This is a genomic window from Actinomyces denticolens (assembly GCF_002072185.1).
GTDB classification, from domain to species: Bacteria; Actinomycetota; Actinomycetes; order Actinomycetales; family Actinomycetaceae; genus Actinomyces; species Actinomyces denticolens.
The window spans coordinates 36,849-57,878 of sequence record NZ_MVIW01000013.1 but is presented as its reverse complement, the minus strand read 5'-3'; the positions used below and the strand labels follow the sequence as shown (position 1 = coordinate 57,878).

Genomic DNA, 21,030 nt, shown 5'->3' with positions numbered 1-21,030 from the left:
ATCACCCCTGAGCGGTCGCGGATGGCGTGGGCGTGGGAGGCGCGGATGGCGTGGAGGCCACGGACGGCGTCGCGCTGCTGCTCGGAACGGGGGTCGTCGGGGCGACGGTCGCGACCGTCACCGTCTGGGAGACGTAGGCGCGGGCCTCGTCGATCGAGCCCTTGGCCACCGTGCTGGCCAGCCGGGACCGCATCTCGGCGGTGAGCGAGTCCACCGGCGGGGCGTCATAGGTCTCGACGACGTGGCTGAGTCGAATGGGGCCCACGGATTGCGGGATCCCCTGGTAGATGGCGATCTGCTCCTGGCCGTTGGCCGAGGTGGTGGTCACGTAGTACTGGCGCTGGGTCCACATGTACCCCAGGCCGAGGGCCGCTGCCAGGGCGACGAGCAGAATGAGGGAGGCGACCAGCGAACGGCGGCCGCGGCGGCGCTGGGTCTCCGCGCGCTCGGCCTGCTTGGCGGCCTCCTCGGCGACGAGCTCGCGCTCGGAGCGGCTCGCCTCCTTGCCGGCGTCCGGGTCGAGGCCGGCCACGAGCGCGGCGGCCTTGGCGGCCGGGGTATCGGCCGATCCCGTCGCGGGGCTCGCCGCGCTATCGGCCTCCTCGGCCTCCTCGCCGTCCTCCCCGGGTCCGGCGTCGGCGGGGGTCCCGGCGCTCTTGGCACGGGCCGCGGCCGCCAGGGCGCGCCGGTTGGCGGCCGAGCCGACGACCTGCGTATCGGACTGGGGGGCCTCGTCGTCGTCGACGATATCGACGATGACGACGGTGACGTTGTCGGGGCCCCCGGCGCGCAGGGCCAGGTCGATGAGCTGGTCCGCGGCCATCTCCGGCTCGGGGATCGAGGTGAGGACCTCCCCGATCGTCTCGGCGGTGACAGGGCCGCACAGGCCGTCGGAGCACAGGAGCCAGCGGTCGCCGGGGACCGCCTCGCGGATCGACTCGTCGAGCTGGACATCGCCCTCGGCGTCGCCCAGGACGCGCAGCAGGACGGAGCGCTGGGGGTGGCGGCGCGCCTGCTCGCGGGTGAGGCGGCCGGACTCCACGAGGTACTCCACGAAGGTGTGATCGGTGGTGACCTGCGTGAACTCGCCGTCGCGCAGGAGGTAGGCCCGCGAGTCGCCCACGTGGACCATGGCGAGCTTGTTCCCGGAGCGCATGAGGCCCACGCAGGTGGTGCCCAGCCCCGAGAGCTCGGGGTCGGAGGCGGAGCGATCGATGAGCTCGGCATGGGCGTCCTGCACCGCTGAGCGCAGGAGGCTCAGGAGCTCGCCGGCCTGGTGGGAGTCGGCGTCGAGGGGCGCGAGGTGCTCGATGGCGACCGCCGAGGCGATGTCGCCGCCCGCCGGGCCGCCCATGCCGTCGCACAGGACGCACAGATGGGGGCCCGCGTAGGCGGAGTCCTGGTTGGACTGCCTCACGAGCCCGATATCGCTCCGGGCGGCGTAGCGCAGGGAGATCGTCATGGGCGCAGCTCCAAGGTGGTCTGACCGATCTTCACGGGAACGCCGATCGGCAGCTCGACGGCCCCATGCACTGGGCGTCCGCCCAGCATGGTGCCGTTCGTGGAGCCCAGGTCCTCCAGCCACCAGGACCCGTCCTTGGGGAACACGCGGGCGTGGCGGGAGGAGGCGTAGGAGTCATCGAGCACGAGGGTCGATGAGGGCGATCGGCCGATGATGATCGACGAGGGGGACAGGGGGACGGTGGAGCCGGCGAGCGGCCCCTCGGTGATGATGAGGCGGCGGGCGTCGTTGCGCCTGGGCGGCGCGGGCGGGGCCTGCGGGGCGGCCTGGCCCTGCCCCCGCTGCGCGCGGGGAGCGGAGGGGAGCGCGCGCCCGGGGCGCCCGATCGGGATATCGGCCATGTCGCGACGAAGGACGCGGATGACGAGATAGACGAAGACCCACAGCAGGACGATGAACCCCAGCCGCAGAACGGTGAAGGCCAGCTGGCTCAAGTGGCCGCTCCTACGGGTGACGGCGCCTGGTTGGCGCTCTGCGACCCGTCCCAGAACATGATCCGGGTGCGGCCGATCGTCAGCGTGTTGCCGTCCAGGAGGGTGGCGGCGTCGACCCTGTGGCCCTCGACGAATGTGCCGTTGGTCGAGCCGAGATCGGTGGCGATGGCGTGCCCCTGGGTCAGGCGGATCTCCAGATGGCGGCGGGAGACGCCGGAGTCATCGACGATGATGTCCGCCTCGCTGCCGCGGCCGATGACCGTGACCTGGCCGGTGAGCAGGTAGCGCTGGCCGTCGATGTCGAGGATCGGCTGGGTCGGCGATGGGGTGGCGACCGGGGTGGAGGCGCCGCGGCGCGTCGAGGAGTCCACCTCGATGGCCGAGGCCGTGAGGGCGGAGTCGGAGGCGAAGACGACCTCGACGGGGCCGACGAAGGAATAGCCCTGCTCGGCGGCGTGGGAGGTGGCGACGTCGACGAGCTGGCGGGCCATCTCCTCCTCGCCCCAGGCGCGGATGCGCTCGATGGCGGTGGCCGGGAGTCGAACGCGGAAGTGGTTGGGCACCACGGAGCGGTCGCGCGCGAAGGAGGCCGCCCGCTTGTCCATCGTCTCGCGGATCTTGGAGGCGATCTCGATCGGCTCGACGTCGTCCCCCAGCCGTGACATGGCACGGTTGGTGACGCTCCCTACGCCCTTCTCGAGCTTGTCCAGGAAACCCATGGACTCAACCTCCCTGTGTGGGGACCGTGCCCGGCCGCAGGAGACCGGGTCCTCTCCGCGCCCATCGTAACCGCTGATCCGGTGCGAGCCGAGTGGGGCGCGTTGCAAGACGGTCGACATTCGCGGGGAGGCGCTCCCCGAGGAGTGGCCAGGTGATTGGCGTCACGGCCGGGGGGCGGTTCTCGATTGGACTCCGGGGGCGTCCAGCGGCTATCGTCGCTCTCGCTTCTCGCGCGAGTGGCGGAATTGGTAGACGCGCACGGTTCAGGTCCGTGTGATCTCACGATCATGGGGGTTCGAGTCCCCCCTCGCGCACCAGCCTCACGACGAGGGCCCGGTCCGGATGGACCGGGCCCTCGTCGTCTCTCCCCGGTCGACCGCCCTTTGACGGCGGCGCGATCCCCACGGTCCCCGCAGCCCGGCGGAGGGGTGGGGCGGCCGTGGGGGCGGGGGCTGTTGTGGGGGCGGCCGCCGTCGGGCGCCCCGGGGCGGGGATGGGCGTGCGCGGTTCAGGGCCGCTCAGGACCGGGAACGGCGCTCGATGAGACGGGAGACGATGAGGCCGATGGCCGCCCCGCACCAGGAGCCGACGGCGTTCTGCGCGGCATTGGCAGGGCTCGGCCTGCGATCGAGGGCGGGGATGAGCGCCTGGGCGAGCTCCGCGCCCGCGCCGATGAGGCACCCCAGCAGCGCCCACGCCCACCAGGGCACCCGCGGCCAGGCCAGGGTGAGGATCGCCGTCAGGGGCGCCAGCATGACCAGGTTGAGGACGATGTCCTTGCCCGCCTCCCCGAGGAAGAATGGGCCGAGCAGGCCCTTGGTGGTGGCGATATCGCCGCCCGAGGGCCAGAGCACCGCCATGAGCACGATGATCCCGTAGAGCACGGCCAGGGCTCTCGCCGCCCTCCGGCGGGGACCGGGGCGGTGGGCGTGCCCGGGCACGGCGAGTCGATCAGGTCCGAGGAGGGGGAGTCCGTCGCCGAGGGCCGCCTCGGCGACGGGGACCTCGGCGGAGTGCGAGTCGAGGGTGCTGGGCGCTCCGACACGGGAGGAGTGCGAGGTCATGGGTGCGGGCACGGCTCTCAGCGTAGGTGCGGACGAGGACGGGTATCGAGACCGCAGCGGCTCGAAATGGTCACGGGACCGGTCGATCAGCACCACGTAGTACCGCGAGACCGGTCGAAAACGCCACCGAAACCGGTCCACTATCCACAGCCCTCCCCACTCCTTGCGGGGGCGGAGAGGGCCTGTGGAGGGCCAACCGGTCTCGATGGCGTTTTCGACCGGTCTCGGCGCGGTGGGTTCCGGGGGTCAGCAGCAGCTCGTCTCGATGCTCTGCTCGGCGAGCTCGCGGCGGGCGCGCCAGTACTCGCGCTCGGTCATCGGCTCGTGGTCCGGATGCTCGCGCCGGTGGCGGGCGACGTAGCGCTCATACCCGGATTCCCCGGTGAAATCCCGCCACATGGCGCGCGCCTGGCGCAGGCCGTCGCGCAGGCCGTCCGGCAGTCCCGTCAGGGCGCGAGTCATCCGAACCATCTCCTTCTTCTCGTTGTCCGCCCGGCCTCAGTGCGCGCCGTGGGGCGCCTGGCCGGGGATGAGCGCCGGGTCGCCCACGGCCTCGTACTCCTTGACGAGCTTCTTCTGCAGCGGCGAGGCGAACATCGTGCTCGGCGCGTAGAAGTTGGACTCCTGATACGGGTCCTCGGAGTTCGAGGTGTCGCCCGTGCGGATCGACTTGACGACCCGCAGGAGCGCCATGACCATGACGAAGGCCACCATGACCACGAAGACGACGGACAGAGTGCCCTGGATCATCGTGTTGCGCACGACGGCCTGGGTGTCGGCGATCGCCGTGGCATCAGTGAGCGTGGGCAGGAGCTTCTTGGCGTCGCGCCACTGCTGGAAGTAGCCCACGCGCGGATCGGTGGAGAAGATCTTGTGCCACGACGCCGTGAAGGTGACCACCGTGTCGAACACCAGTGGGATCATCGGGATCCACACGTACTTCGTGTAGCCCTTGCGCACCACCATGACCGTGCACACCAGCAGCGCGACGGCCGCGATGAGCTGGTTGGCGATGCCGAAGAGCGGGTAGAGGGTCTGGATCCCTCCTCGTGGATCGGTCACCCCCATGAGCAGCAGCGATCCCCAGGCCGCCACGACGACGGCGGTGGTCGCCCAGGCGCCCACGTGCCAGGAGGGGTCGCGGAACTTGGGCCAGATGTTGCCCAGCGCGTCGGAGAGCTGGAAGCGCGCCACGCGGGTGACGGCGTCGACGGCCGAGAGGATGAACAGGGCCTCGAACATGATGGCGAAGTGGTACCAGAAGCCCATCATGGCCCGACCGCCGCCGATCTGGTGGAGGATGTGCGACATCCCGACACTCAGGGTCGGCGCCCCTCCGGTGCGTGAGACGATGCTGGGCTCTCCGACGTCGGAGGCGACCTGCTTGAGCGCATCGGCGCCCGTGTAGGTCGTGGGATTGCCGGCGGCGTCCCAGGAGTCCCAGGTGGGTTCCATCCGGTTGCCGTGGGCGTCGGTGACGTTCAGGTTCTCGACGGCGACGTCGGCGATCTCGGCGCGTGCGGCGGCCCTGTCGTCCCCGTTGGCGGCGTTGGCCGTGGCGACGACGTCGGGGCCGGCGAGCTTGTCCATCGTGGCCGGGGAGGTGTTCATCGAGAAGTAGATGCCGGGGCTGAGCGAGACGGCCGCCGCCAGGGCCATGATCGCCACGAAGGACTCCATGAGCATGCCGGCGTAGCCGATCATGCGGACCTGCGACTCCTTCTGGATCATCTTGGGGCTGGTGCCCGAGGAGACCATGGCGTGCATGCCGGACAGGGCACCGCAGGCGATGGTGATGAACAGGAATGGGAAGATGCCGCCGGCGAAGACCGGCCCCTCGGTGTTGAGGGCGAACTCGGAGACGGCGGCCATCTCGACGACGGGGCGCACGATGACGATCCCGATGGCCAGGATCGCGATGGTGCCGACCTTCATGAAGGTCGAGAGGTAGTCGCGCGGGGTGAGCAGCACCCACACCGGCAGGACGGCGGCGAGGAAGCCGTAGATGACCATGGCCCACACGAGCGTCGTGGGGGACAGGTGCAGGAACCTGCCGAGGGAGGACTCGGCCACCCATCGCCCGGCGATGATGACGCCGATGAGGATGGCGAAGCCGACGATGGAGACCTGCGTGATCCTGCCGGGCTGGACGTAGCGCAGCCAGAGGCCCATGCCGATGGCGATCGGGATGGTCATGCCGACGCTGAAGACGCCCCAGGGGGACTCGGCCAGGGCGTTGACGCAGACCATCGCGAGGACCGCGAGGACGATCATGAGCATGACGAAGACGACGATCGTGGCGACCGTGCCACCGATCTTGCCGATCTCATCGGTGGCCATCTGGCCCAGCGACCGTCCGCCGCGGCGCATGGAGAAGAACAGGACGAGCATGTCCTGCACGGCTCCGGCCACGACGACGCCCAGGATGATCCACAGTGTTCCGGGCAGGTACCCCATCTGGGCGGCCAGGACCGGTCCGACCAGGGGCCCGGCGCCGGCGATGGCGGCGAAGTGGTGGCCGTAGAGGACCACACGGTGGGTCGGGTCGAAGTCGCGGCCGTTGTTGATGCGCTCGGCCGGGGTCGCGTTGGTGTCATCGGGGCGCATGATCGTGCGCTGGATGAACAGGCCGTAGAAGCGGTAGCCGATGGCGTAGGTGCAGATGGCGGTCACCACGAACCAGATCGTGTTGACCCTCTCCCCGCGCGCCACCGCCAGCATCCACCAGCCCAGCACACCCAGGGCGGTGATGACCACCCAGGTCGCAATGCGCTTGGGGGTCCAGGTGGTGTCCATCCTGGTGCCGACGGGCACGCCGGCCTTGTTCCTGATGATGAGGCGCTCCTCCTGGGGGGTGTAGGAGGGCAGGTCCTTCTGGTCTTGGGAGTTCATAGATTCCCTTCTCGGCGCTGAGAGAGAGCGGTGTGCGTTGGGACATGAGGCGCGCCTGGGATGACGGCCTTGCAGAGCCTACTCATTGTCTCAGGGATTGGCCACGTTGAACACACCGGTGTCAGTAAAAAGTTGCGCGGGGGTGTCAAGTGCGGACAGAAGGCGTCGGGGCGAGCCGGGGACGGGTCCGCCCTGAACCGGTCTCGATCGCCACTTCGACCGGTTTCGGTGGCGTTTTCGACCGGTCTCGGCGAGGGGGGAGGGGGTCAGGCGGGGGAGGCCTGGGGGCCGAGGGACTCCTGGGTGATGACCGGCTGGACCGACCAGGGGAAGTTGATCCACTTGTCGGTCTCCTTCCAGCAGTAGTCCGGGGCGAAGACGCTGCGCGGCTTGCGGTAGATGACGGCGCTGCGCGCGTCGACCGGCACCGTCTCATCGCCCAGCTCCAGGCCCTGGCTGCGCAGGAGGTCCATGACCAGCTTGAGGGTCTTGCCCGAGTCCGCGACGTCGTCGACCACGAGGACCTTCTTGCCCGGCAGCTCGGAGGCGTCCATGAGCGGGGGCAGGATGACCGGCTCCTCCAGCGTCTCGCCGATCCCGGTGTAGAACTCGACGTTCATCGCGCCCATCGCCTTGATCCCGATGGCGTAGCCGATCGCGCCCGCCGGGATGAGGCCGCCGCGGGCGATGGCGATGATGAGGTCGGGCATCCAGCCCGAGGCGACGATCTGGGCGCTCAGCTCGCGCTCGGCGACGCCGAAGAGCTCCCAGGTGAGGTTCTCGCGGTCCGGGTGGGCGGTGGTCGAGGCGCCGTCGTCGAAGGCCGGGCCGGGGGCGTCGGGGGAGGTCGGGCTGGGGCTGTTCGCGTTGCTCACGTCGGCATCCTGGGATCGGGACAAAACGGTTGCGTGTGAATCGTAGTAGGAGGCGCGCGCCGAGGCGAGGCGGCGCCGGGATCGTGCCGGGATCGGCCACCCGCCGTCGCCCCGCCATCGCCCCCGCCTCCCCGGCCGACTCCGGCATCCCCGGCGCTGCCGATGCCGCCGGCGGCGCCTCTCCGCGTGCGATGCTGGTGCCATGAGCGAGTCACGCAGCGCCGCAACCGCACTGGCCAACGACCAGGAATCGGAGGTCGTCGGCACGTGGGCGCCCATGGACTGGGAACCGCTGGACCCCGGCTTCGGCGATGATCCCTTCGGATCGGTCCTGGGCGATCCGCTCATGGGCTCCCCTCTTCTCGACGACGGCGACGCCGCGGCCGCGCCCGGCCAGGGGGACCCGCTCCGCGCGGCCGATGGGGGGCCGGGCGAGTCGAACCCGGTCGCCCGGGCGCTCGCGGCCCAGCAGGCGCAGCAGGTGGAGGAGTTGCGGGCCGCCGCGCGCCGCTACCTGGACCAGGCGGCCTCCCCCCATTCCGTCGGGCGGCCCGCCGCCGCCCCGGCGGAGCGATCGGGCGCCGCTCGGCCCGGACGGGCCGCGGGGCGGCCCGCAGGCCCTCCGGTCCGCGGAGGACTCCCACCCGAGCCCGCCGCCCCCTACGGGATCCATGGCGCTCACGGCGCCGCACCGGCCATGCGCCCGCCCCGGGGAGCCGCGACGCCGGGACTGGCGCCCGGCGGCCGACCTCGGCCGCACCCGGCGCGAGTCGCGGGCCGTCCCGCGCCGAGGGGCGGGGACGCCCAGTCGAAGGGCTCGACGAGCGCCATCGGCTTCATCATCATGCTCGTCCTCATGATCCTGAGCATTCTGCGCTGAGCCGGCCCCCGCGCCGGGCCTGCCCGATGCGCGCCCGCCTCGCCGGGCGGGCAGCGCCGTCCTCCTCGCCGACCGCTCGACCGCTCAACCGGCGGCGGGCGCCTCCTGCGAGGCGTAGCCGTGGTGGAAGGCCCACACCACCATCTCCAGGCGCGAGCTCGTGCCGGTCTTGGTGAAGAGGACTGAGATATGGGACTTGACCGTCGCCTCCGCGATCGACAGCCGCTCGGCGATGGCGCGATTGGAGGCGCCCTCGCACAGCAGATGCAGGACGTCGGCCTCCCGCTCGGACATCTCGATGCTCCCATCGGCCCGGCGCACGGAGGCCAGCGCGTGGTCGATGAGCCTGGCCGTGGGAACCGGCGCCACGACCTTGGCGCCCGAGTGGACGGCCCGCACGGCGGCCAGGATCTCCTGGGGCGGCGCGCTCTTGAGCAGGAAGCCGCTCGCACCGGCGGCCAGGCCGCGCATGAGATCGGAGTCGGTGTCCAGGGATGTCAGGAGAATGACCCGGGTCTGGGACGAGGATCGCAGGACCTCCTCCGTCATGGCCACGCCATCCATCTCCTCGGAGTGAATGTGGATTTCGCTGATGATGACATCGACCTGGTGCGTCTGGAGGAATTGCAGTGCCTCATGCACGGACCCCGTCGAGAGCCGGATCTCGAACTCGGTGGAATCCGAGAAGTAGGACTGGAGGTGCGCCAGCGCCATGGCGTCGTCGTCGACGAGCGCGACGGAGATCGGATCAGACAGATTCTGGGCGGCGGGGCTCCGGCGGGGCATAAGTCGTCTCCATCATGTCAGGGGCAGCAGGATCAGGGATGGGCAGAGGATATCCCATAAAGGCGAGATTAAGGCTGTGAACTGCGGAAATGAGGATATCTGCGTGTCGTGATCATATGCGCGCGCATGGTCATCGGGGAAGATCTTGGCGGCGACGAATGGATGAGCGCGCTCCGCTTGAGGGTGATGACGGTCTAGACGAAGGGCTGATGCCGATCTCGCGCAGGGTCGGGCAGACTCGGGTCCGGTTCAGTGCCGCCGAGCCCTGATGGAGGCGCTGCTCCCGCAACTGCGACCTGAAACGAGGCATAACCAGCCCTGAATGGATGGTCGTGGATTGTGAAGAGTCCCTGAAAGGTGTCCGGAGGAGGATTCCGTGTACCGCTCCGCCCTGCGTGAGGATGTCGCGCCCTCATTGGCGCGCGCGGCAGCCCTGGAGTCGCCCTACGGACTCGTCTCGCGCGCCGCGGAGCTCCCCCCGGCCCCGGGCGAGCCCGCCTACTCGATCTGGACCGGGCTCCTGGGCGACCTCTCCCAGTCCCTGGCCTCCCAGCGCACCTGGGACCACCGGGCGGAGTCGGGCAACATCGACGGCGCCGGCGGCGCGATCGACCCCGAGCTCGCCCGCCATATCGCCTTCGTGGAGTCCCTCGAGCGCTATTCGAGCTGCTCATGGACCGACTCCGAGCTCATCTGGGACACCGCCGCGGGCCTCGGCGACGCCGCGATCGGCCCCGAGCGCTGGCCCGCCTGCTCCGCCGCCGAGCTCGCCGACCCGCGCTGCGGACTCATCCCCTCGGACCCCCGACTGCCCCTGCGCTGGGTGCGCGGCTGGTCCCTCACCCAGGGCAGGGAGGTCTACGTCCCCGCCCTCCTCGTCTACCTCAAATTCCCCATCAAGACCCCCGCCGAGCGCTTCACCAACCCCGTGTCCACCGGGACCGCCGCCCATTCCGACCTGCGCGAAGCCGTCCTCGGGGGCCTTCTGGAGGTCATCGAGCGCGACTCCATCGCCCTGACCTGGCTTCAGCGACTGCGGCTGCCGAGGGTCGTCGTCGACCCCGGCGCGCTGGACGAGGCGACCGCCGAGTACCACCGCGTGGGCACGTCCACCGGGCTGGAGGTGCGGCTGTTCGATGCCACCACCGACTACGGCGTGCCCACCCTCTACGCCGTCCAGCTATCCGAGACCGACCCCGAGCTCGCTCAGGTGGTGGCCGCCACCTGCGACCTCGATCCCCGGCGCGCCCTGGCCAAGATCTACCGCGAGCTCGCCTCCCTGCGCATCGCCCTGCGCTCCCACGCCCGAAGCCCCCGCTTCGAGGAGGTCAAGGGGGCCGACCTCACCGTCGTCGGAGGCGCCCTGGCCGACGCCGACCCCTCCATGCGCCACGTCTTCGACTTCCTCCTGGAGGGCTCGCGCCCCAGCCATGACCTGGAGGAGATCGGCGCCCTGCGGCACGGCTCCGACGACTTGGAGCAGGTGGTCGCCGGCCTGGAGCGCGCCGGGGCCGAGGCGATCGTCGTCGACCTGACCACCGACGAGGCCCGTCAGGTCGGCATGCGCGTCATCAAGGCCCTCATCCCCGAGGCCATGCCCCTGTCCTTCAGCCACCGCGCCCGCTATCTGGCCACCCCGCGCCTCTACGAGGCGCCCATCGCCATGGGCCTGAGCGCCCATGACGAGTCCGGCATCAACCCCGTCCAGCAGCCCTTCGCCTGAGGGTCGCACCCGTATCAAGGAAGGAGGCGGCGCATGAGCGCGCCGACCATCACGGCCCTCCTCGCCCAGGGCGCCTACGGCCACGCCGTCGCCCATCGGCTCGCCGGCCCGCAGGACGTGGTCCTCAACGTGCGCGACGACGTGTTCGGCGCCGCCCTGCCCTACGCCGACCGCCTCGTCCTCATCTGCGACGCCGACCGCGACGACCTGCGCGCCGCCCTCGACGCCGAGTCCTTCACCCGGGGCATCCCCTCGATCGGGCTGGAGCTCGGGCCCACCCAGCTGCGCTGCGGCCCGCTGGTCATCCCCGGCGCCACCCCCTGCCACGACTGCTCCGCCCGGCGCCGCCGCCAGCACGGCCACCGTCCCCTCCCCGAGGGCCTGGCCCCCCTGGAGCAGGGCTACGCCGAGCACCACGTGGTCATCGGCGCGGGCCTGATCACCATGGCCCTCGGCCTGCTCGACGAGGGCGATGAGGGAGCCGGCGGCCGCGTGTGGACGGTCGAGCTCGTCACCGGCGTCACCTCCAGCGCCAGCGTCACCGCCGTCGACCGATGCCCCACCTGCTCCGGGCGCTACGAGGGCTCGCGCGACGGCGTGCCCGAGCTCGCCGCCCTCCTGCCCGGCCGCTCCCGCGGCCCCATCCCCTCCAGGGCGGTGATCTGAATGGCTGCCGCCGCGAGCACTGCCATGCGGGCCTCCGACGTCGGGATGGCCGCCCAGCGCGATCTCCAGTTCAGGATCCCGCGCAAGCCCGTGCTGCGGCGCGGCCTGCGGCTGCGCTGGGAGGACGAGGCCTGGGTCATCGACGGCGCCCGCAAGAGCCAGGTGCTCGGCGGCGCCTTCGCCCGCGAGCACCTGGGAGCCTACATCGAGGCCTGCGACGGCACCCGCGCCCTCGGCGAGATCGGCGAGATCACCGGCATCGGCCCCGAGGCCGCCTTCGCCGCCGCCTCCCTGCTGTGGACAGGCGGGATCATCGAGGAGGGGGACACCGAGCCGCTGACGTCCTGGACCGCCCGGGCGCCGGGCGCGACCGATGAGGGCGGAAGCGGCCCGGCCCCCGCCCTCGTGTGCCTCCTGTCCCGCTTGGGCGACTCCACCGGCGTCAACGACTCCTGGCAGGACGCCGCCCGGCGCCTGGTCGCCGCCCGTGTGAGGATCGTCGGGGCGGGCGGGGGCACGGCCTGCGCCGACGCCCTGGCGGGCGCCCTCGCCCCCACCCTCAGCGCGGCGACGGGCCCGGGGCCCCGGGCGGGGGACACGCTCGTCGTCGCCGTCGAGACCCGGGGGGCGCGCGAGGCCGTGGCGCGCGCCGCGGAGCAGTGCTGGGACGCGGGCATCCCGCTGCTGCGCGTGCGCGCCGAGAACGGCGCTGTGACGGTGGGTCCCTACATCGATCCCGCGTTCTCCCCGTGCCTGGAGTGCGCCACCGCCGGTGAGGAGGGGATCGGGCCGGTGCCGGGGCCGGCCCGAATGGACCTCGCCATCGGCCTGGCCGCAAGGGCCGTCGCCGCCGTCATCGCCCGCGCCACCGTCACCCACCTTCCCGGCGACTCCCAGCGCACCGACCTCGTCACCCTGGCCAGCACCCACATCCCCGTGGTCACCCGTCCCGGCTGCCCGGTGTGCTCGGTGAGCGGGGGCGGCGCGGAGGGGCGGGGCGCCGCGCCCGTGGCGGCGTCGGCGCCCGTCGGAGCCCGGTATGAGCAGTCCGTGGCCATCCCGCCCGCCGCCTTCGTGGACGCCAAGGGACACCAGCAGCACTACAAGCCCTCCAACCTGCGCCTCCAGCGCGCCTTCCGCGACTGGCCGGTCTGCCCGCGCTCGCCGCTGCCCGCCGCTGACCTCTCCGGCCTCCAGCGCCCCTGGCCCAGCGGCGCCGACGGGCGCACCGGGCCGGGACGGGACGGGGAAGAGGGCCCGTCCGCCCGCAGTGCGGGCACAACGCGGCTCGCCACGATCCTCGCCCTGGCCGCAGGGGTCCGCGAGCCCCTCTCCCGCGACGCGGCCGCGGATGGCGGTCGGGCCACCACCGGCGGCGGGGATGGCGGCGCCGACGGTGGCGCGGACCTCGGCGCCAAGCTGCGCCGCTGGACGGCCGCGGGCGGCAACATCGGCTCCGTCACCGCCTACGTGCTCATTCCCGAGGCCGCCGGCGACCGCGCCGGGGAGGTCGACGGGACGGGGCTCGCCCCCGGGACCTACGTGTACGTCGAGAGGGACCACGAGCTCGCGCTCATCGGCCCCGCCGCGCCTGCCGGCGACCCCACCCGGATCGTCCTGACCGGCAACATCGACAAGGTCTCCCAGAAGTACTACGCCTTCGCCCTGCGCCTGGCCGTCCAGGACTGCGGCTGCGCCTTCGAGGTCATCCGCCTGGTGGCCCGAGCCCTCGGGCTGCCGATCCGCGCGCGCTCCCGTTGGGACGAGCGGGCGATCGCGGCCCTCATCGGCACCGACCCCGCCCGGGAGCCGGTGTGCGCCGTCGTCGACCTCCCCGATGGGGTCGGCGGGACCGGGGAGGCGACTGGAACAGGAGGAAGCGATGCGCTCTGACATCGAGACCCTGCGCGAGATCGTGGCGGCCCTGCCCGATCCCGCCACGCCGCCGACCGGTGACGGGCTCGCCGCCCGCCGCCCGCGCCGCCCTCTGGCGGCCATGAGCGGCGCCCCTATCGAGGAGATGGCCCCCTACCCCCGTGACCTGCGCGCCAGCCTCGAGCGGCGATCGTCGGCCACCGACTACGGCCCCGGGCCCATTGACGCGGCCGTCCTGTTCGCCGACGTCGCCGCCGCCCTCGACGAGGACGCGCGCACCTGGGGGGACGAGGCCTCCGTCGGGTCCCTCGAGGCCTTCATCCTCCTGCTGCGCCCCAGCGGCGCCGAGCCCGGCCTCTACCGGATCAGCGCCCCGGGGGCCGCCGGCGCCGGGCGGGTCGTCGAGCGCCTGGGGGACCTGCCCGACGAGGAGGAGATCGAGGGCATGGCCGTGCAGAAGGAGTTCGCCCGCGCCGGGGCGATCATCTCCGCGGCCGCCAACCTCGACGAGGCCGACTCCTGGGGAGGGGCCCATGGGTACCGCTTCGTCATGGGGCGGGCCGCCGCCCTCATCTACTCCCTGCACCTGCGCTCCATCGCCCGAGGGCTGGTCGGGACCGTCTTCGCCGGCTTCTCGACCTCCGCGGTGCGCCACCTGCTCGACTCCGACGGCGTGAGCCGCCACCAGATGTTCGCCGTCACGGTGGCCTCACCGCCCGGATAGAGCGCCGCGGCGCCCGTTGCGCCGCGCCCCGAGCGCCCCATCACGGGGCGAGGGGGCCGGTCATGCCGGACCAGCCCCCTCATCAGGCCCTCGCGGGCCTGCTCCTGCACCAGCCAGTTACTCAAGTGAAGGAGGTGAATAGCATATGACCACGATCGACCTGACGCTCGCTGACAGCGACTTCGGTGTTGAGGAGCTCCCCGAGGGCAACGCCCTGGGTTGCTTCTTCTGCGCCGCCAGCGCCTCATGCCCGGCCTGCGCCGCCTGCGCCTCAACCGCGGGCTGCGCCGCCAGCGCCTCGACGGAGGCCTGCGCCGCCTGCGCCTCGACCACGTCCTGCTGAGGACGCGCGGTGGCGGCCGGAGGATCCCCTTCCCCCGGCCGCCACCGTCCCCCGGATCCCCGAACCCATCGCATCACCTGAGGGAGGCAGGAGCGCACGATGACGGCCACCACCGACATCCCGCGGCTGCGACAGGGCGTGTCCCTGATCGTCGGGATGGACAACCAGCCCATGCTCTTCGACTCCGACTCGGGCAAGTACCACCGGCTCGGCGCCGCCGCCGCCTTCATCGTCGGCCAGTTCGACGGGCGCAGGAGCCTGCCCGCCATCATCGAGCAGCTCCCGCAGAAGATCGACGCCGCCGGCGCCCAGCGCATCAACGGCCTCGTCGACTCCCTGCGCGGCAAGCAACTGCTGAGCATGGCCTCCACGGCCGCCCCCAGCGCCCCCCTCGTCGCTCCGCGCCCCCATCCCGAGCGGCGACCCCGATTCGCGCGCGGCCGGCATGTCGCCCCCGTTCACCAGGGGCGGCACGTCAGGGTCCACCCCTCGCGCTGGAGCGGCGGCTGGCTCCTGCCCCGCTTCATGCTCTGCCGCAGCTACCACCGGGTGGTCGCCCCCATCGTCCGACTGCTGCGCCGCCTGCCGGCGCGGAGCCTCGCCGTCGTCTTCATCCTCGCCGCCGTCGCCGGGTACGCCGCCGGAGTGCTCGCACTGCTCAACCTCGCCGGCGGCGCGCGGCCGACGCTCTCAGTGATCATCATCGCCATCGCCATCCAGCTCATGAGCATCGTCGGGCACGAGTCCTGGCACGCGATCGTCGCCGGCTGGCTCGGCCCGCCCGTGCGGGGCCTCGGCGTGGCGCTCATGTTCTGGGTGATACCCATCGCCTACGTCGACCGCACCGACTCCTACCGGGTGCGCTCGCGGCTGGGGCTGGCCATGCTCGCCCTCGCCGGCATGTGCTCCGACGGCGTCGTCTGCGGCATCGAGGCGGCCGTCGCGGCCTCGAGCGGGGGCGTCGTCCGGCAGGTCGCGCTCACCCTGTGCGCCTTCCAGCTGACCATGCTCGTGACCAACTCCAATCCGCTCACCCAGTCCGACGGCGTGGCCGCCATCGAGGCCCTCACCGGCTCGGTCAACCTCCGGGGCCGCTCCATGCTCGTGCTGCGCTGCGCCCTGAGGCGCGTCCCACTGCCCCCGGCCCTGGCCGTCATGCGCAGATCCGCCCGCTGGGGCTACTTCCTCTACGGCCTGCTCGCCGCGCTGCTCGGCATCACCGTCATGGTGATGAGCCTGACGTCGCTGGGCCTCATCCTGTTCAACCTGGTGAGAGGGCTTCTCGCATGATCGCCGTCCCGGCTCCCCCGTCCCCCGGCCTCCCGCTGCCGACCCTTGTGCGCGTCGGCGGCCTGCCCGAGCGCGCCATCCCCCGTCCCAGCCCCGGCCTGACGACGGCCCTGGAGGAGTACCTGCGCCGCCACGACGCCCTGGAGCCGGTGGGGCAGGCCCTGCTGGATCCGCTCTACGAGCTCATCCCCACCCTGGAGCGCCCCGAGCGGCGCGCCGTCCTGGCCGCCAAGCGCCGCGTCTTCCAGGGTCGGCCGAGCGCGCTGAGCGACCGGGCGCGCGCCGCGATGCCCAGGGCCCTGGCCGACGGCGTCGATCGCTGGGACGCGATGCTCGCCCGACGCGACGCGGCGCGCGCCCACCTGGAGGAGGCGGTGGCCGGTGACCTCGAGGCCAGCAGGGCCGTGCTGGCGGCGGGTCTGGACGAGCCCGGCTACCTCGAGGCCCTCGCCGTGGCCGCCCCCGAGCTCGTGTCCATCCTGGCGCTGCGGGGAGTGCGCCTGGGCGATGCCCGTGTGGCCCGCAGCCTCTACACCCTCGCCACGCGCGCGGCGCTCAAGACCAGCCCCTTCTCCGGGCTGACCACGGTCTCCCCCGGCGCCGGGACGGCGGGGGACGGCGCCGCCGAGGAGGGCGCGAGGGGAGGGCCGGGCGGCGGGAGGAACGGCGGGAGGGGGCGGTCCCACCGGATGGTCGCCGTCCATCTCGCCCACGGGATCCTCATGGCCCTGGCCCGCGAGCTCGACCCGGCCAGCGGCATCCAGCTGGAGGCGCTGCCGGTGCGCGAGGCCGTGCCGCCCATCGGCGCGGGCGGTGAAGGCTCTGAGGAGGCGGCCGCCCAGTCCGCCCCGCCCCTTCCGATCCCCCTGACCGCCCTGCCCGAGTACGACTACGCCAATGGCATGGTGTTCCGCCGAGAGCAGGTCGCCCCCGCCACCTGGGTCGCGGGGGGCCTGGGCGCTCCCGCCGGCCTCAATGCCGGCCCCGCGGGGCGAGCACCCCGTCCCGTCCCACCCGGACCCGTCACCATCCGCGAGGCCGCCGCGCGGCTGGACGCCCATGACCCGGGGCTGCGCCTGACCCGGCTTCTCGAGTCCGGGGCGGTGCGCGTCCACGTCCCCTGGCAGCGCGGGGACAACCCCTTCCCGGCGCTGGCAGCGGCGCTGTCCCCCTCCCAGCGCGAGGCCTGGGGGGAGGACCTGGCGTGGCTGGCCGGATTGGACGGCGCCGTCGGGGCCGCCGCGGGACCCGAGCGCGCCAGGCTCCTGGGCAGGGCCGGGGCCATCGCCCGGCGCGTCTTCGGCGACGGCGAGCTCGGCGAGCGCCCCGGCGGCCTCCTCTACGAGGACTGCGAATCCCCTCTCGCCTGGCCCGATCCGTCACGGTACGAGTCCTTCGGGGCGGACTGCGCCCGCCTGGCCCGGATGGCCGACCCCTGGGTCACGCGCTCCCACCTCTACGACCTCCTCGTGGAGCGATTCGTCTCCGCCTACGGCCGCGGCGGGATCTGCGAGGACCCCCTCGCCTTCCTCCTCACCCTCGCCCACGCCCCCGACGGCGACGCCGAGATGCTGGCCGCCGCCGCCCGGGACTTCACCAGTGGCCCCAGCCCGCAGCGCGCCGCCCTGCCCGGCGGCGCCTCCGCCTCCCCCCGCCACCTCGGGGCCTTCCTCCAGCCCGTTGCCACGGGCGCCGCCCCCTGGGAGAGCGGGGGCGGCCTGACCGTGGTCAACGCCTTCACCAACGGCAACGGCTCGCTCCAGGCCCGCTTCCACCGCCTCCTCGGCGAGGACTACCGCGAGCGCCTCGCCCGGTCCCTGCGCACCGCCTGGGGCACCGATCGGCTCCTGGAGATCCAGGCCGCCACCGAGTGCAACACCGGGCAGGCCGTCTCGTGCGGGACCCTGCCCGCACTGCGCCTGCCGGGCGACCCCGACTCGCCGGGCGCCGTCGACCTGGATGAGCTGCGGCTCGCCCACGACCCCGCCACGGCCACGCTCTTCCTCGCCGATGGCGACGGGCCCGTGGGCATCTCCTACCTGGGCCTGGCCCCGCAGCACCGACTCGGCGGCTACCTCGCCTGGCTGGCGCTCCTGGCCGACCCGTGGTCCCGTCTGCCCCCGATGGCCGATCACTGGATCAGCCGACGCCGGGGAACCTCGGGACCGCCCGCCGACGAGCTCACCCACGAGCCGCGCGCCGTCGAGGGGCGACTCGTGACGCGCCGCGAGTCCTGGACCTTCCCCGCCCACGAGCTCACCGACCTCCTCGAGCGGGATATGACCGCCACCCTGGTGGGCGTGGCCAGGCTGCGCGAGGCATGGGGGCTGCCCGCCGAGGTCTACGCCCACCAGCTCATGCCCAACCAGGGCGCCACCTTCGATGAGCACAAGCCCCGCTACGTGGACCTGCGCTCGCCGGTCTCGCTCATGGCGCTGCGCGGGTGGATCAGCCCCGAGGCCGAGCACCTCTCCCTCGTGGAGGCCCTGCCGGCGCGCGACGAGCTCGCGGGCGCCACGGGCGGCGGGGAGGCGACGACCCTCGAGTACCTGGTCGCCATCCAGTGGCCCAAGGGCGGCGGCATGGCGGCAGGGGCCTCGGCGCCGATCGGGGCCTCGGCGGTCGGCGCGGCCACCGGGCCCGCGGCGGCTCGGGCCGTCCACCCCTCCGGGGGGAGGAGCGCGCGATGAGCGAGGACGATCGGGACTGGCTCTACGCCCGCCTCTACTGCCCCGGCGGCGACGACACCGACGCGCTCCTGCCCGCCGTCGCCGCGTGGCTGGAGGGCGCGCGGGAGCGCTGGAGGATCGACTCGGCGCACTTCCTGCGCTTCGTCGACCTGCGCGGACACCACCTGCGGCTGCGCGTCAAGGCCGCACCCGACGTCCTCGACCGGCTCGCGGCCGGGCTCGAGCCGCTCGACCGCGCCTGCCGCACCTCGACCGGGCGGGTCCTGCCGCGCCTCGTCCCCGACCCGCTCACCAGCGCGCAGACCGGTCGAGCCGGAGTGGCACTGGCCGTCTACGGCCCCGAGTACGGCAAGTACGGGGGGCCGAGCGGCGTGGAGGCCGCCGAGGCGCATTTCGACGCCGCCAGCCGGTGGTGCCTGGAGCAGCGGGTCTGGGAGGCGCCCCGGCCCGAGGCGCGCGCGGCGCTCGCGGCCCACTACCTCGCCCGGGCGGTGACGGCGATCGCTCGCGCCGACCGCGCGGCCGGGCCAGGAGGGGTGGGACTGGGGGCGGGGTCGCCCTGGGGCGGCGCCTCGGCGTCGGGCCTGCTCGCCGCCCACCTGCGCGCCTGGGGCCCCCGGCTGCCCGCCGAGCTGCGCGGGGGAGCCGGATTGGAGCACATGGTGCGCGGCGTCCTCGGTGCCGCCGGCCCGGGCGGGCCACTGCGGCCCGAGGCGGTGGCCTCCCTCGATGCTCTCGCCGATGACGCGGCGCGCGCCGTGGCCCGCATGGGCGGGGGGGAGGAATGGCGCCGTGCGATCGACCTGCTCCACATCGACGCGAACCGCCTCGGCCTCAACCCCGCCGAGGAGGCCGTTGCGGGTCTGGCCTCCCGCTACCTCCTGCCCGGGGGATGAGCCCGGGCGCCGTCGTCCGGGTGCCGTCGTCCGGGTGCCGTCGGCCGGGTGCCGTCGTCGACTTCGTACTTCCGGTGACGAGTTCGGTGGGTGAGGGTACGAACTCGTCCCTGAAAGGACGAACTCGACGCCGCAGGAGGGGCGGGCCTCAGGAGGGCTCGTCGTCGAGGTGCGCGACGAGGGAGGCCGCCAGTCCCGTGTAGGTGCCCGGGGTGAGGGCCATCAGACGCGCCTCCACCTCGGCGGGCATGCCCAGGCCGGCGATGAAGTCCCGCATCCCCTCGGTGCTCACCGCGCGTCCCCGGGTGAGCTCCTTGAGGCGCTCGTAGGGGTCGGCCATGCCCGTGGCCCCGGCCACCGACGCCGCCCGCATCGCCTGCTGCACCGGCTCGCCCAGCACCTCCCACGTGGCGTCCAGGTCCTCGGCGAGCCGCGCCTCATCGACGTCGAGACCGGCCAGGCCCCGGCGGATGTTGTCGATGGCCAGCAGGGAGTGGCCCAGGCCGACGCCGATATTGCGCTGCGTCGTCGAATCGGTGAGATCGCGCTGGAGGCGGGAGGTCACCAGCGTGGCGGCGAGCGTGTCCAGCAGCGCCCCCGAGATTTCCAGGTTCGCCTCGGCGTTCTCGAAGCGGATCGGGTTGACCTTGTGCGGCATCGTCGACGAGCCGGTGGAGCCCTGCGCGCTCAGGCGCTGGCGGAAGTAGCCCAGGGAGATGTAGGTCCAGGCGTCCGTGGCCAGGTTGTGGGCGATCCGCCCGAAGCGCGCCACGTCGGCGTAGAGCTCGGCCTGCCAGTCGTGGGACTCGATCTGCGTGGTCAGCGGATTCCAGATCAGGCCCAGGTGCTCCACGAAGCCGCGCGCCACGGCCTCCCAGTCGGCCCCCGGCACGGCGACGACGTGCGCCCCGTAGGTGCCGGTGGCCCCGTTGATCTTGCCCAGGTACTCGGCCGACTCCACGCGCCGGACCTGGCGGCGCAGGCGGTGGGCGAGCACGGCGAGCTCCTTGCCGAGCGTCGTGGGCGTGGCGGGCTGGCCGTGCGTGCGCGCCAGCATCGCGGCATCAGCGTGCTCGCGCGCCATGACGGCCAGGTCGGTCACGAGCCCGCGGGCCGCCGGGAGCCACACCTCCTGGATAGCCGAGCGGATGGTGAGGGCGTAGGCGAGGTTGTTGATGTCCTCGGAGGTGCAGAAGATGTGGACGATCTCGCCCACGCCCGGCAGGACGGAGGCCCTGCCGTCGGCCCCCGTGACCCCGGGGGTCTCGGCGGCCGCGGCGAGGCGGCGCTTGAGCAGGTACTCCACGGCCTTGACGTCGTGGCGGGTCTCGGCCTCGATGGCGGCGAGCTCGGCGATCTCGTCCGGCCCGAAGGCCTCCACGAGCCCGCGCAGGTAGGCGGTCTCGGTCTCGCTCAGGACGGGCGCCCCGGGGAGCACGCGCTCGGCGGTGAGGTGGATGAGCCACTCGATCTCGACGTGCAGGCGCGCCCGGTTGAGCGCGGCCTCGGAGAGGTGATCGGTCAGCGGGGCGACGACGGCGCGGTAGCGGCCGTCGAGCGGGCCCAGGGCGATGGGGGGAGTCACGGTGGCGAGGTCGACCATGCGCTCATTGTGGCAGGCGCTGGGCGCCCCGGGCGCCCCGGGCGTCG

At 73.0% G+C, this 21,030-nt stretch carries 18 protein-coding genes and 1 tRNA gene; 10 read left to right on the top strand and 9 right to left on the bottom strand.

Annotated elements, in window-relative coordinates:
• Position 1 precedes the first annotated feature (1 nt).
• The 3 genes from B1H55_RS05325 to B1H55_RS05315 are packed head-to-tail and all read right to left on the bottom strand — an operon-like array spanning position 2 to position 2,675.
• Complete coding sequence (locus B1H55_RS05325) at positions 2-1,462, bottom strand: PP2C family protein-serine/threonine phosphatase (RefSeq protein WP_077240787.1); 1,461 nt, start codon at positions 1,460-1,462, stop codon at positions 2-4.
• Positions 1,459-1,956 (bottom strand): FHA domain-containing protein FhaB/FipA, encoded by a 498-nt coding sequence (locus tag B1H55_RS05320; protein ID WP_073452763.1) that lies wholly within the window; start codon positions 1,954-1,956, stop codon positions 1,459-1,461. The genes B1H55_RS05325 and B1H55_RS05320 overlap by 4 nt, the downstream gene beginning before the upstream one ends.
• Positions 1,953-2,675: an FhaA domain-containing protein gene (locus B1H55_RS05315; protein ID WP_073452765.1), complete on the bottom strand. Its 723-nt coding sequence runs from the start codon at positions 2,673-2,675 to the stop codon at positions 1,953-1,955. Before B1H55_RS05315 ends, B1H55_RS05320 begins: the two co-directional genes overlap by 4 nt.
• A gap of 231 nt (positions 2,676-2,906) precedes the next feature.
• On the opposite strand from B1H55_RS05315, the gene B1H55_RS05310 reads away from it, so the two are divergent.
• Positions 2,907-2,993: transfer RNA gene (locus B1H55_RS05310), tRNA-Leu, on the top strand.
• A 201-nt stretch (positions 2,994-3,194) separates the two neighbouring features.
• Here the strand turns inward: B1H55_RS05310 and B1H55_RS12800 are convergent.
• From B1H55_RS12800 to B1H55_RS05290, 4 genes are all read right to left on the bottom strand, one after another.
• On the bottom strand, positions 3,195-3,752 hold the full coding sequence (locus B1H55_RS12800; protein ID WP_231952672.1) for a VanZ family protein: 558 nt from the start codon (positions 3,750-3,752) through the stop codon (positions 3,195-3,197).
• A gap of 234 nt (positions 3,753-3,986) precedes the next feature.
• Positions 3,987-4,202 carry a YbdD/YjiX family protein gene (locus tag B1H55_RS05300; protein ID WP_073452767.1) on the bottom strand — a complete coding sequence of 72 codons (216 nt, stop codon included), beginning with the start codon at positions 4,200-4,202 and terminating at the stop codon, positions 3,987-3,989.
• Positions 4,203-4,238: 36 nt separating this feature from the next.
• Positions 4,239-6,632: a carbon starvation CstA family protein gene (locus B1H55_RS05295; RefSeq protein WP_073452769.1), complete on the bottom strand. Its 2,394-nt coding sequence runs from the start codon at positions 6,630-6,632 to the stop codon at positions 4,239-4,241.
• A 266-nt stretch (positions 6,633-6,898) separates the two neighbouring features.
• Entirely contained in the window at positions 6,899-7,507 is a 609-nt protein-coding gene (locus tag B1H55_RS05290; protein ID WP_073452771.1) for a phosphoribosyltransferase, read from the bottom strand.
• 202 nt (positions 7,508-7,709) lie between these two features.
• On the opposite strand from B1H55_RS05290, the gene B1H55_RS12250 reads away from it, so the two are divergent.
• The gene (locus B1H55_RS12250) at positions 7,710-8,387 is read left to right on the top strand and encodes a hypothetical protein (protein WP_096519355.1); all 678 of its coding nucleotides are present in this window, start codon (positions 7,710-7,712) and stop codon (positions 8,385-8,387) included.
• An 84-nt stretch (positions 8,388-8,471) separates the two neighbouring features.
• On the opposite strand, the gene B1H55_RS05275 is transcribed toward B1H55_RS12250, so the two are convergent.
• Positions 8,472-9,173 carry a response regulator gene (locus tag B1H55_RS05275; protein WP_073452775.1) on the bottom strand — a complete coding sequence of 234 codons (702 nt, stop codon included), beginning with the start codon at positions 9,171-9,173 and terminating at the stop codon, positions 8,472-8,474.
• 376 nt (positions 9,174-9,549) lie between these two features.
• Between B1H55_RS05275 and B1H55_RS05270 the strand changes: the two genes are divergently transcribed.
• From B1H55_RS05270 to B1H55_RS05235, 8 genes are all read left to right on the top strand, one after another.
• Positions 9,550-10,896 carry a YcaO-like family protein gene (locus tag B1H55_RS05270; protein WP_080461623.1) on the top strand — a complete coding sequence of 449 codons (1,347 nt, stop codon included), beginning with the start codon at positions 9,550-9,552 and terminating at the stop codon, positions 10,894-10,896.
• A 33-nt stretch (positions 10,897-10,929) separates the two neighbouring features.
• Complete coding sequence (locus B1H55_RS05265; protein WP_073452778.1) at positions 10,930-11,562, top strand: cyclodehydratase; 633 nt, start codon at positions 10,930-10,932, stop codon at positions 11,560-11,562.
• A complete protein-coding gene (locus B1H55_RS05260) occupies positions 11,563-13,455 on the top strand; it encodes a bacteriocin biosynthesis protein (RefSeq protein WP_073452780.1) in 1,893 nt (630 codons plus the stop codon). It begins immediately after the preceding gene.
• Positions 13,445-14,161 (top strand): hypothetical protein, encoded by a 717-nt coding sequence (locus tag B1H55_RS05255; protein ID WP_073452781.1) that lies wholly within the window; start codon positions 13,445-13,447, stop codon positions 14,159-14,161. The genes B1H55_RS05260 and B1H55_RS05255 overlap by 11 nt, the downstream gene beginning before the upstream one ends.
• A gap of 145 nt (positions 14,162-14,306) precedes the next feature.
• A complete protein-coding gene (locus B1H55_RS05250) occupies positions 14,307-14,504 on the top strand; it encodes a thiocillin family RiPP (RefSeq protein WP_073452783.1) in 198 nt (65 codons plus the stop codon).
• A 99-nt stretch (positions 14,505-14,603) separates the two neighbouring features.
• A complete protein-coding gene (locus tag B1H55_RS05245; protein ID WP_073452785.1) occupies positions 14,604-15,794 on the top strand; it encodes a PqqD family protein in 1,191 nt (396 codons plus the stop codon).
• Positions 15,791-18,484, top strand: coding sequence for a lantibiotic dehydratase (locus B1H55_RS05240; protein WP_077240785.1), 2,694 nt, complete (start codon positions 15,791-15,793; stop codon positions 18,482-18,484). Before B1H55_RS05245 ends, B1H55_RS05240 begins: the two co-directional genes overlap by 4 nt.
• Positions 18,481-19,380 (top strand): thiopeptide-type bacteriocin biosynthesis protein, encoded by a 900-nt coding sequence (locus tag B1H55_RS05235; protein ID WP_077240973.1) that lies wholly within the window; start codon positions 18,481-18,483, stop codon positions 19,378-19,380. Before B1H55_RS05240 ends, B1H55_RS05235 begins: the two co-directional genes overlap by 4 nt.
• 148 nt (positions 19,381-19,528) lie before the next feature.
• Here the strand turns inward: B1H55_RS05235 and purB are convergent, their stop codons facing one another.
• Complete coding sequence (gene purB / locus B1H55_RS05230) at positions 19,529-20,983, bottom strand: adenylosuccinate lyase (RefSeq protein ID WP_080461622.1); 1,455 nt, start codon at positions 20,981-20,983, stop codon at positions 19,529-19,531.
• Positions 20,984-21,030: the final 47 nt, after the last annotated feature.

What these genes read in the sequence shown, in the direction of transcription:
- B1H55_RS05275 (WP_073452775.1), bottom strand. Translation starts at nt 9,173, where the DNA reads ATGCCCCGCCGGAGCCCCGCCGCCCAGAATCTGTCTGATCCGATCTCC.
- purB (WP_080461622.1), bottom strand. Translation starts at nt 20,983, where the DNA reads ATGGTCGACCTCGCCACCGTGACTCCCCCCATCGCCCTGGGCCCGCTC.
- B1H55_RS05315 (WP_073452765.1), bottom strand. Translation starts at nt 2,675, where the DNA reads ATGGGTTTCCTGGACAAGCTCGAGAAGGGCGTAGGGAGCGTCACCAAC.
- B1H55_RS05250 (WP_073452783.1), top strand. Translation starts at nt 14,307, where the DNA reads ATGACCACGATCGACCTGACGCTCGCTGACAGCGACTTCGGTGTTGAG.
- B1H55_RS05245 (WP_073452785.1), top strand. Translation starts at nt 14,604, where the DNA reads ATGACGGCCACCACCGACATCCCGCGGCTGCGACAGGGCGTGTCCCTG.
- B1H55_RS05300 (WP_073452767.1), bottom strand. Translation starts at nt 4,202, where the DNA reads ATGACTCGCGCCCTGACGGGACTGCCGGACGGCCTGCGCGACGGCCTG.
- B1H55_RS05325 (WP_077240787.1), bottom strand. Translation starts at nt 1,462, where the DNA reads ATGACGATCTCCCTGCGCTACGCCGCCCGGAGCGATATCGGGCTCGTG.
- B1H55_RS05235 (WP_077240973.1), top strand. Translation starts at nt 18,481, where the DNA reads ATGAGCGAGGACGATCGGGACTGGCTCTACGCCCGCCTCTACTGCCCC.
- B1H55_RS05260 (WP_073452780.1), top strand. Translation starts at nt 11,563, where the DNA reads ATGGCTGCCGCCGCGAGCACTGCCATGCGGGCCTCCGACGTCGGGATG.
- B1H55_RS05240 (WP_077240785.1), top strand. Translation starts at nt 15,791, where the DNA reads ATGATCGCCGTCCCGGCTCCCCCGTCCCCCGGCCTCCCGCTGCCGACC.
- B1H55_RS05265 (WP_073452778.1), top strand. Translation starts at nt 10,930, where the DNA reads ATGAGCGCGCCGACCATCACGGCCCTCCTCGCCCAGGGCGCCTACGGC.
- B1H55_RS05295 (WP_073452769.1), bottom strand. Translation starts at nt 6,632, where the DNA reads ATGAACTCCCAAGACCAGAAGGACCTGCCCTCCTACACCCCCCAGGAG.
- B1H55_RS05255 (WP_073452781.1), top strand. Translation starts at nt 13,445, where the DNA reads ATGCGCTCTGACATCGAGACCCTGCGCGAGATCGTGGCGGCCCTGCCC.
- B1H55_RS12250 (WP_096519355.1), top strand. Translation starts at nt 7,710, where the DNA reads ATGAGCGAGTCACGCAGCGCCGCAACCGCACTGGCCAACGACCAGGAA.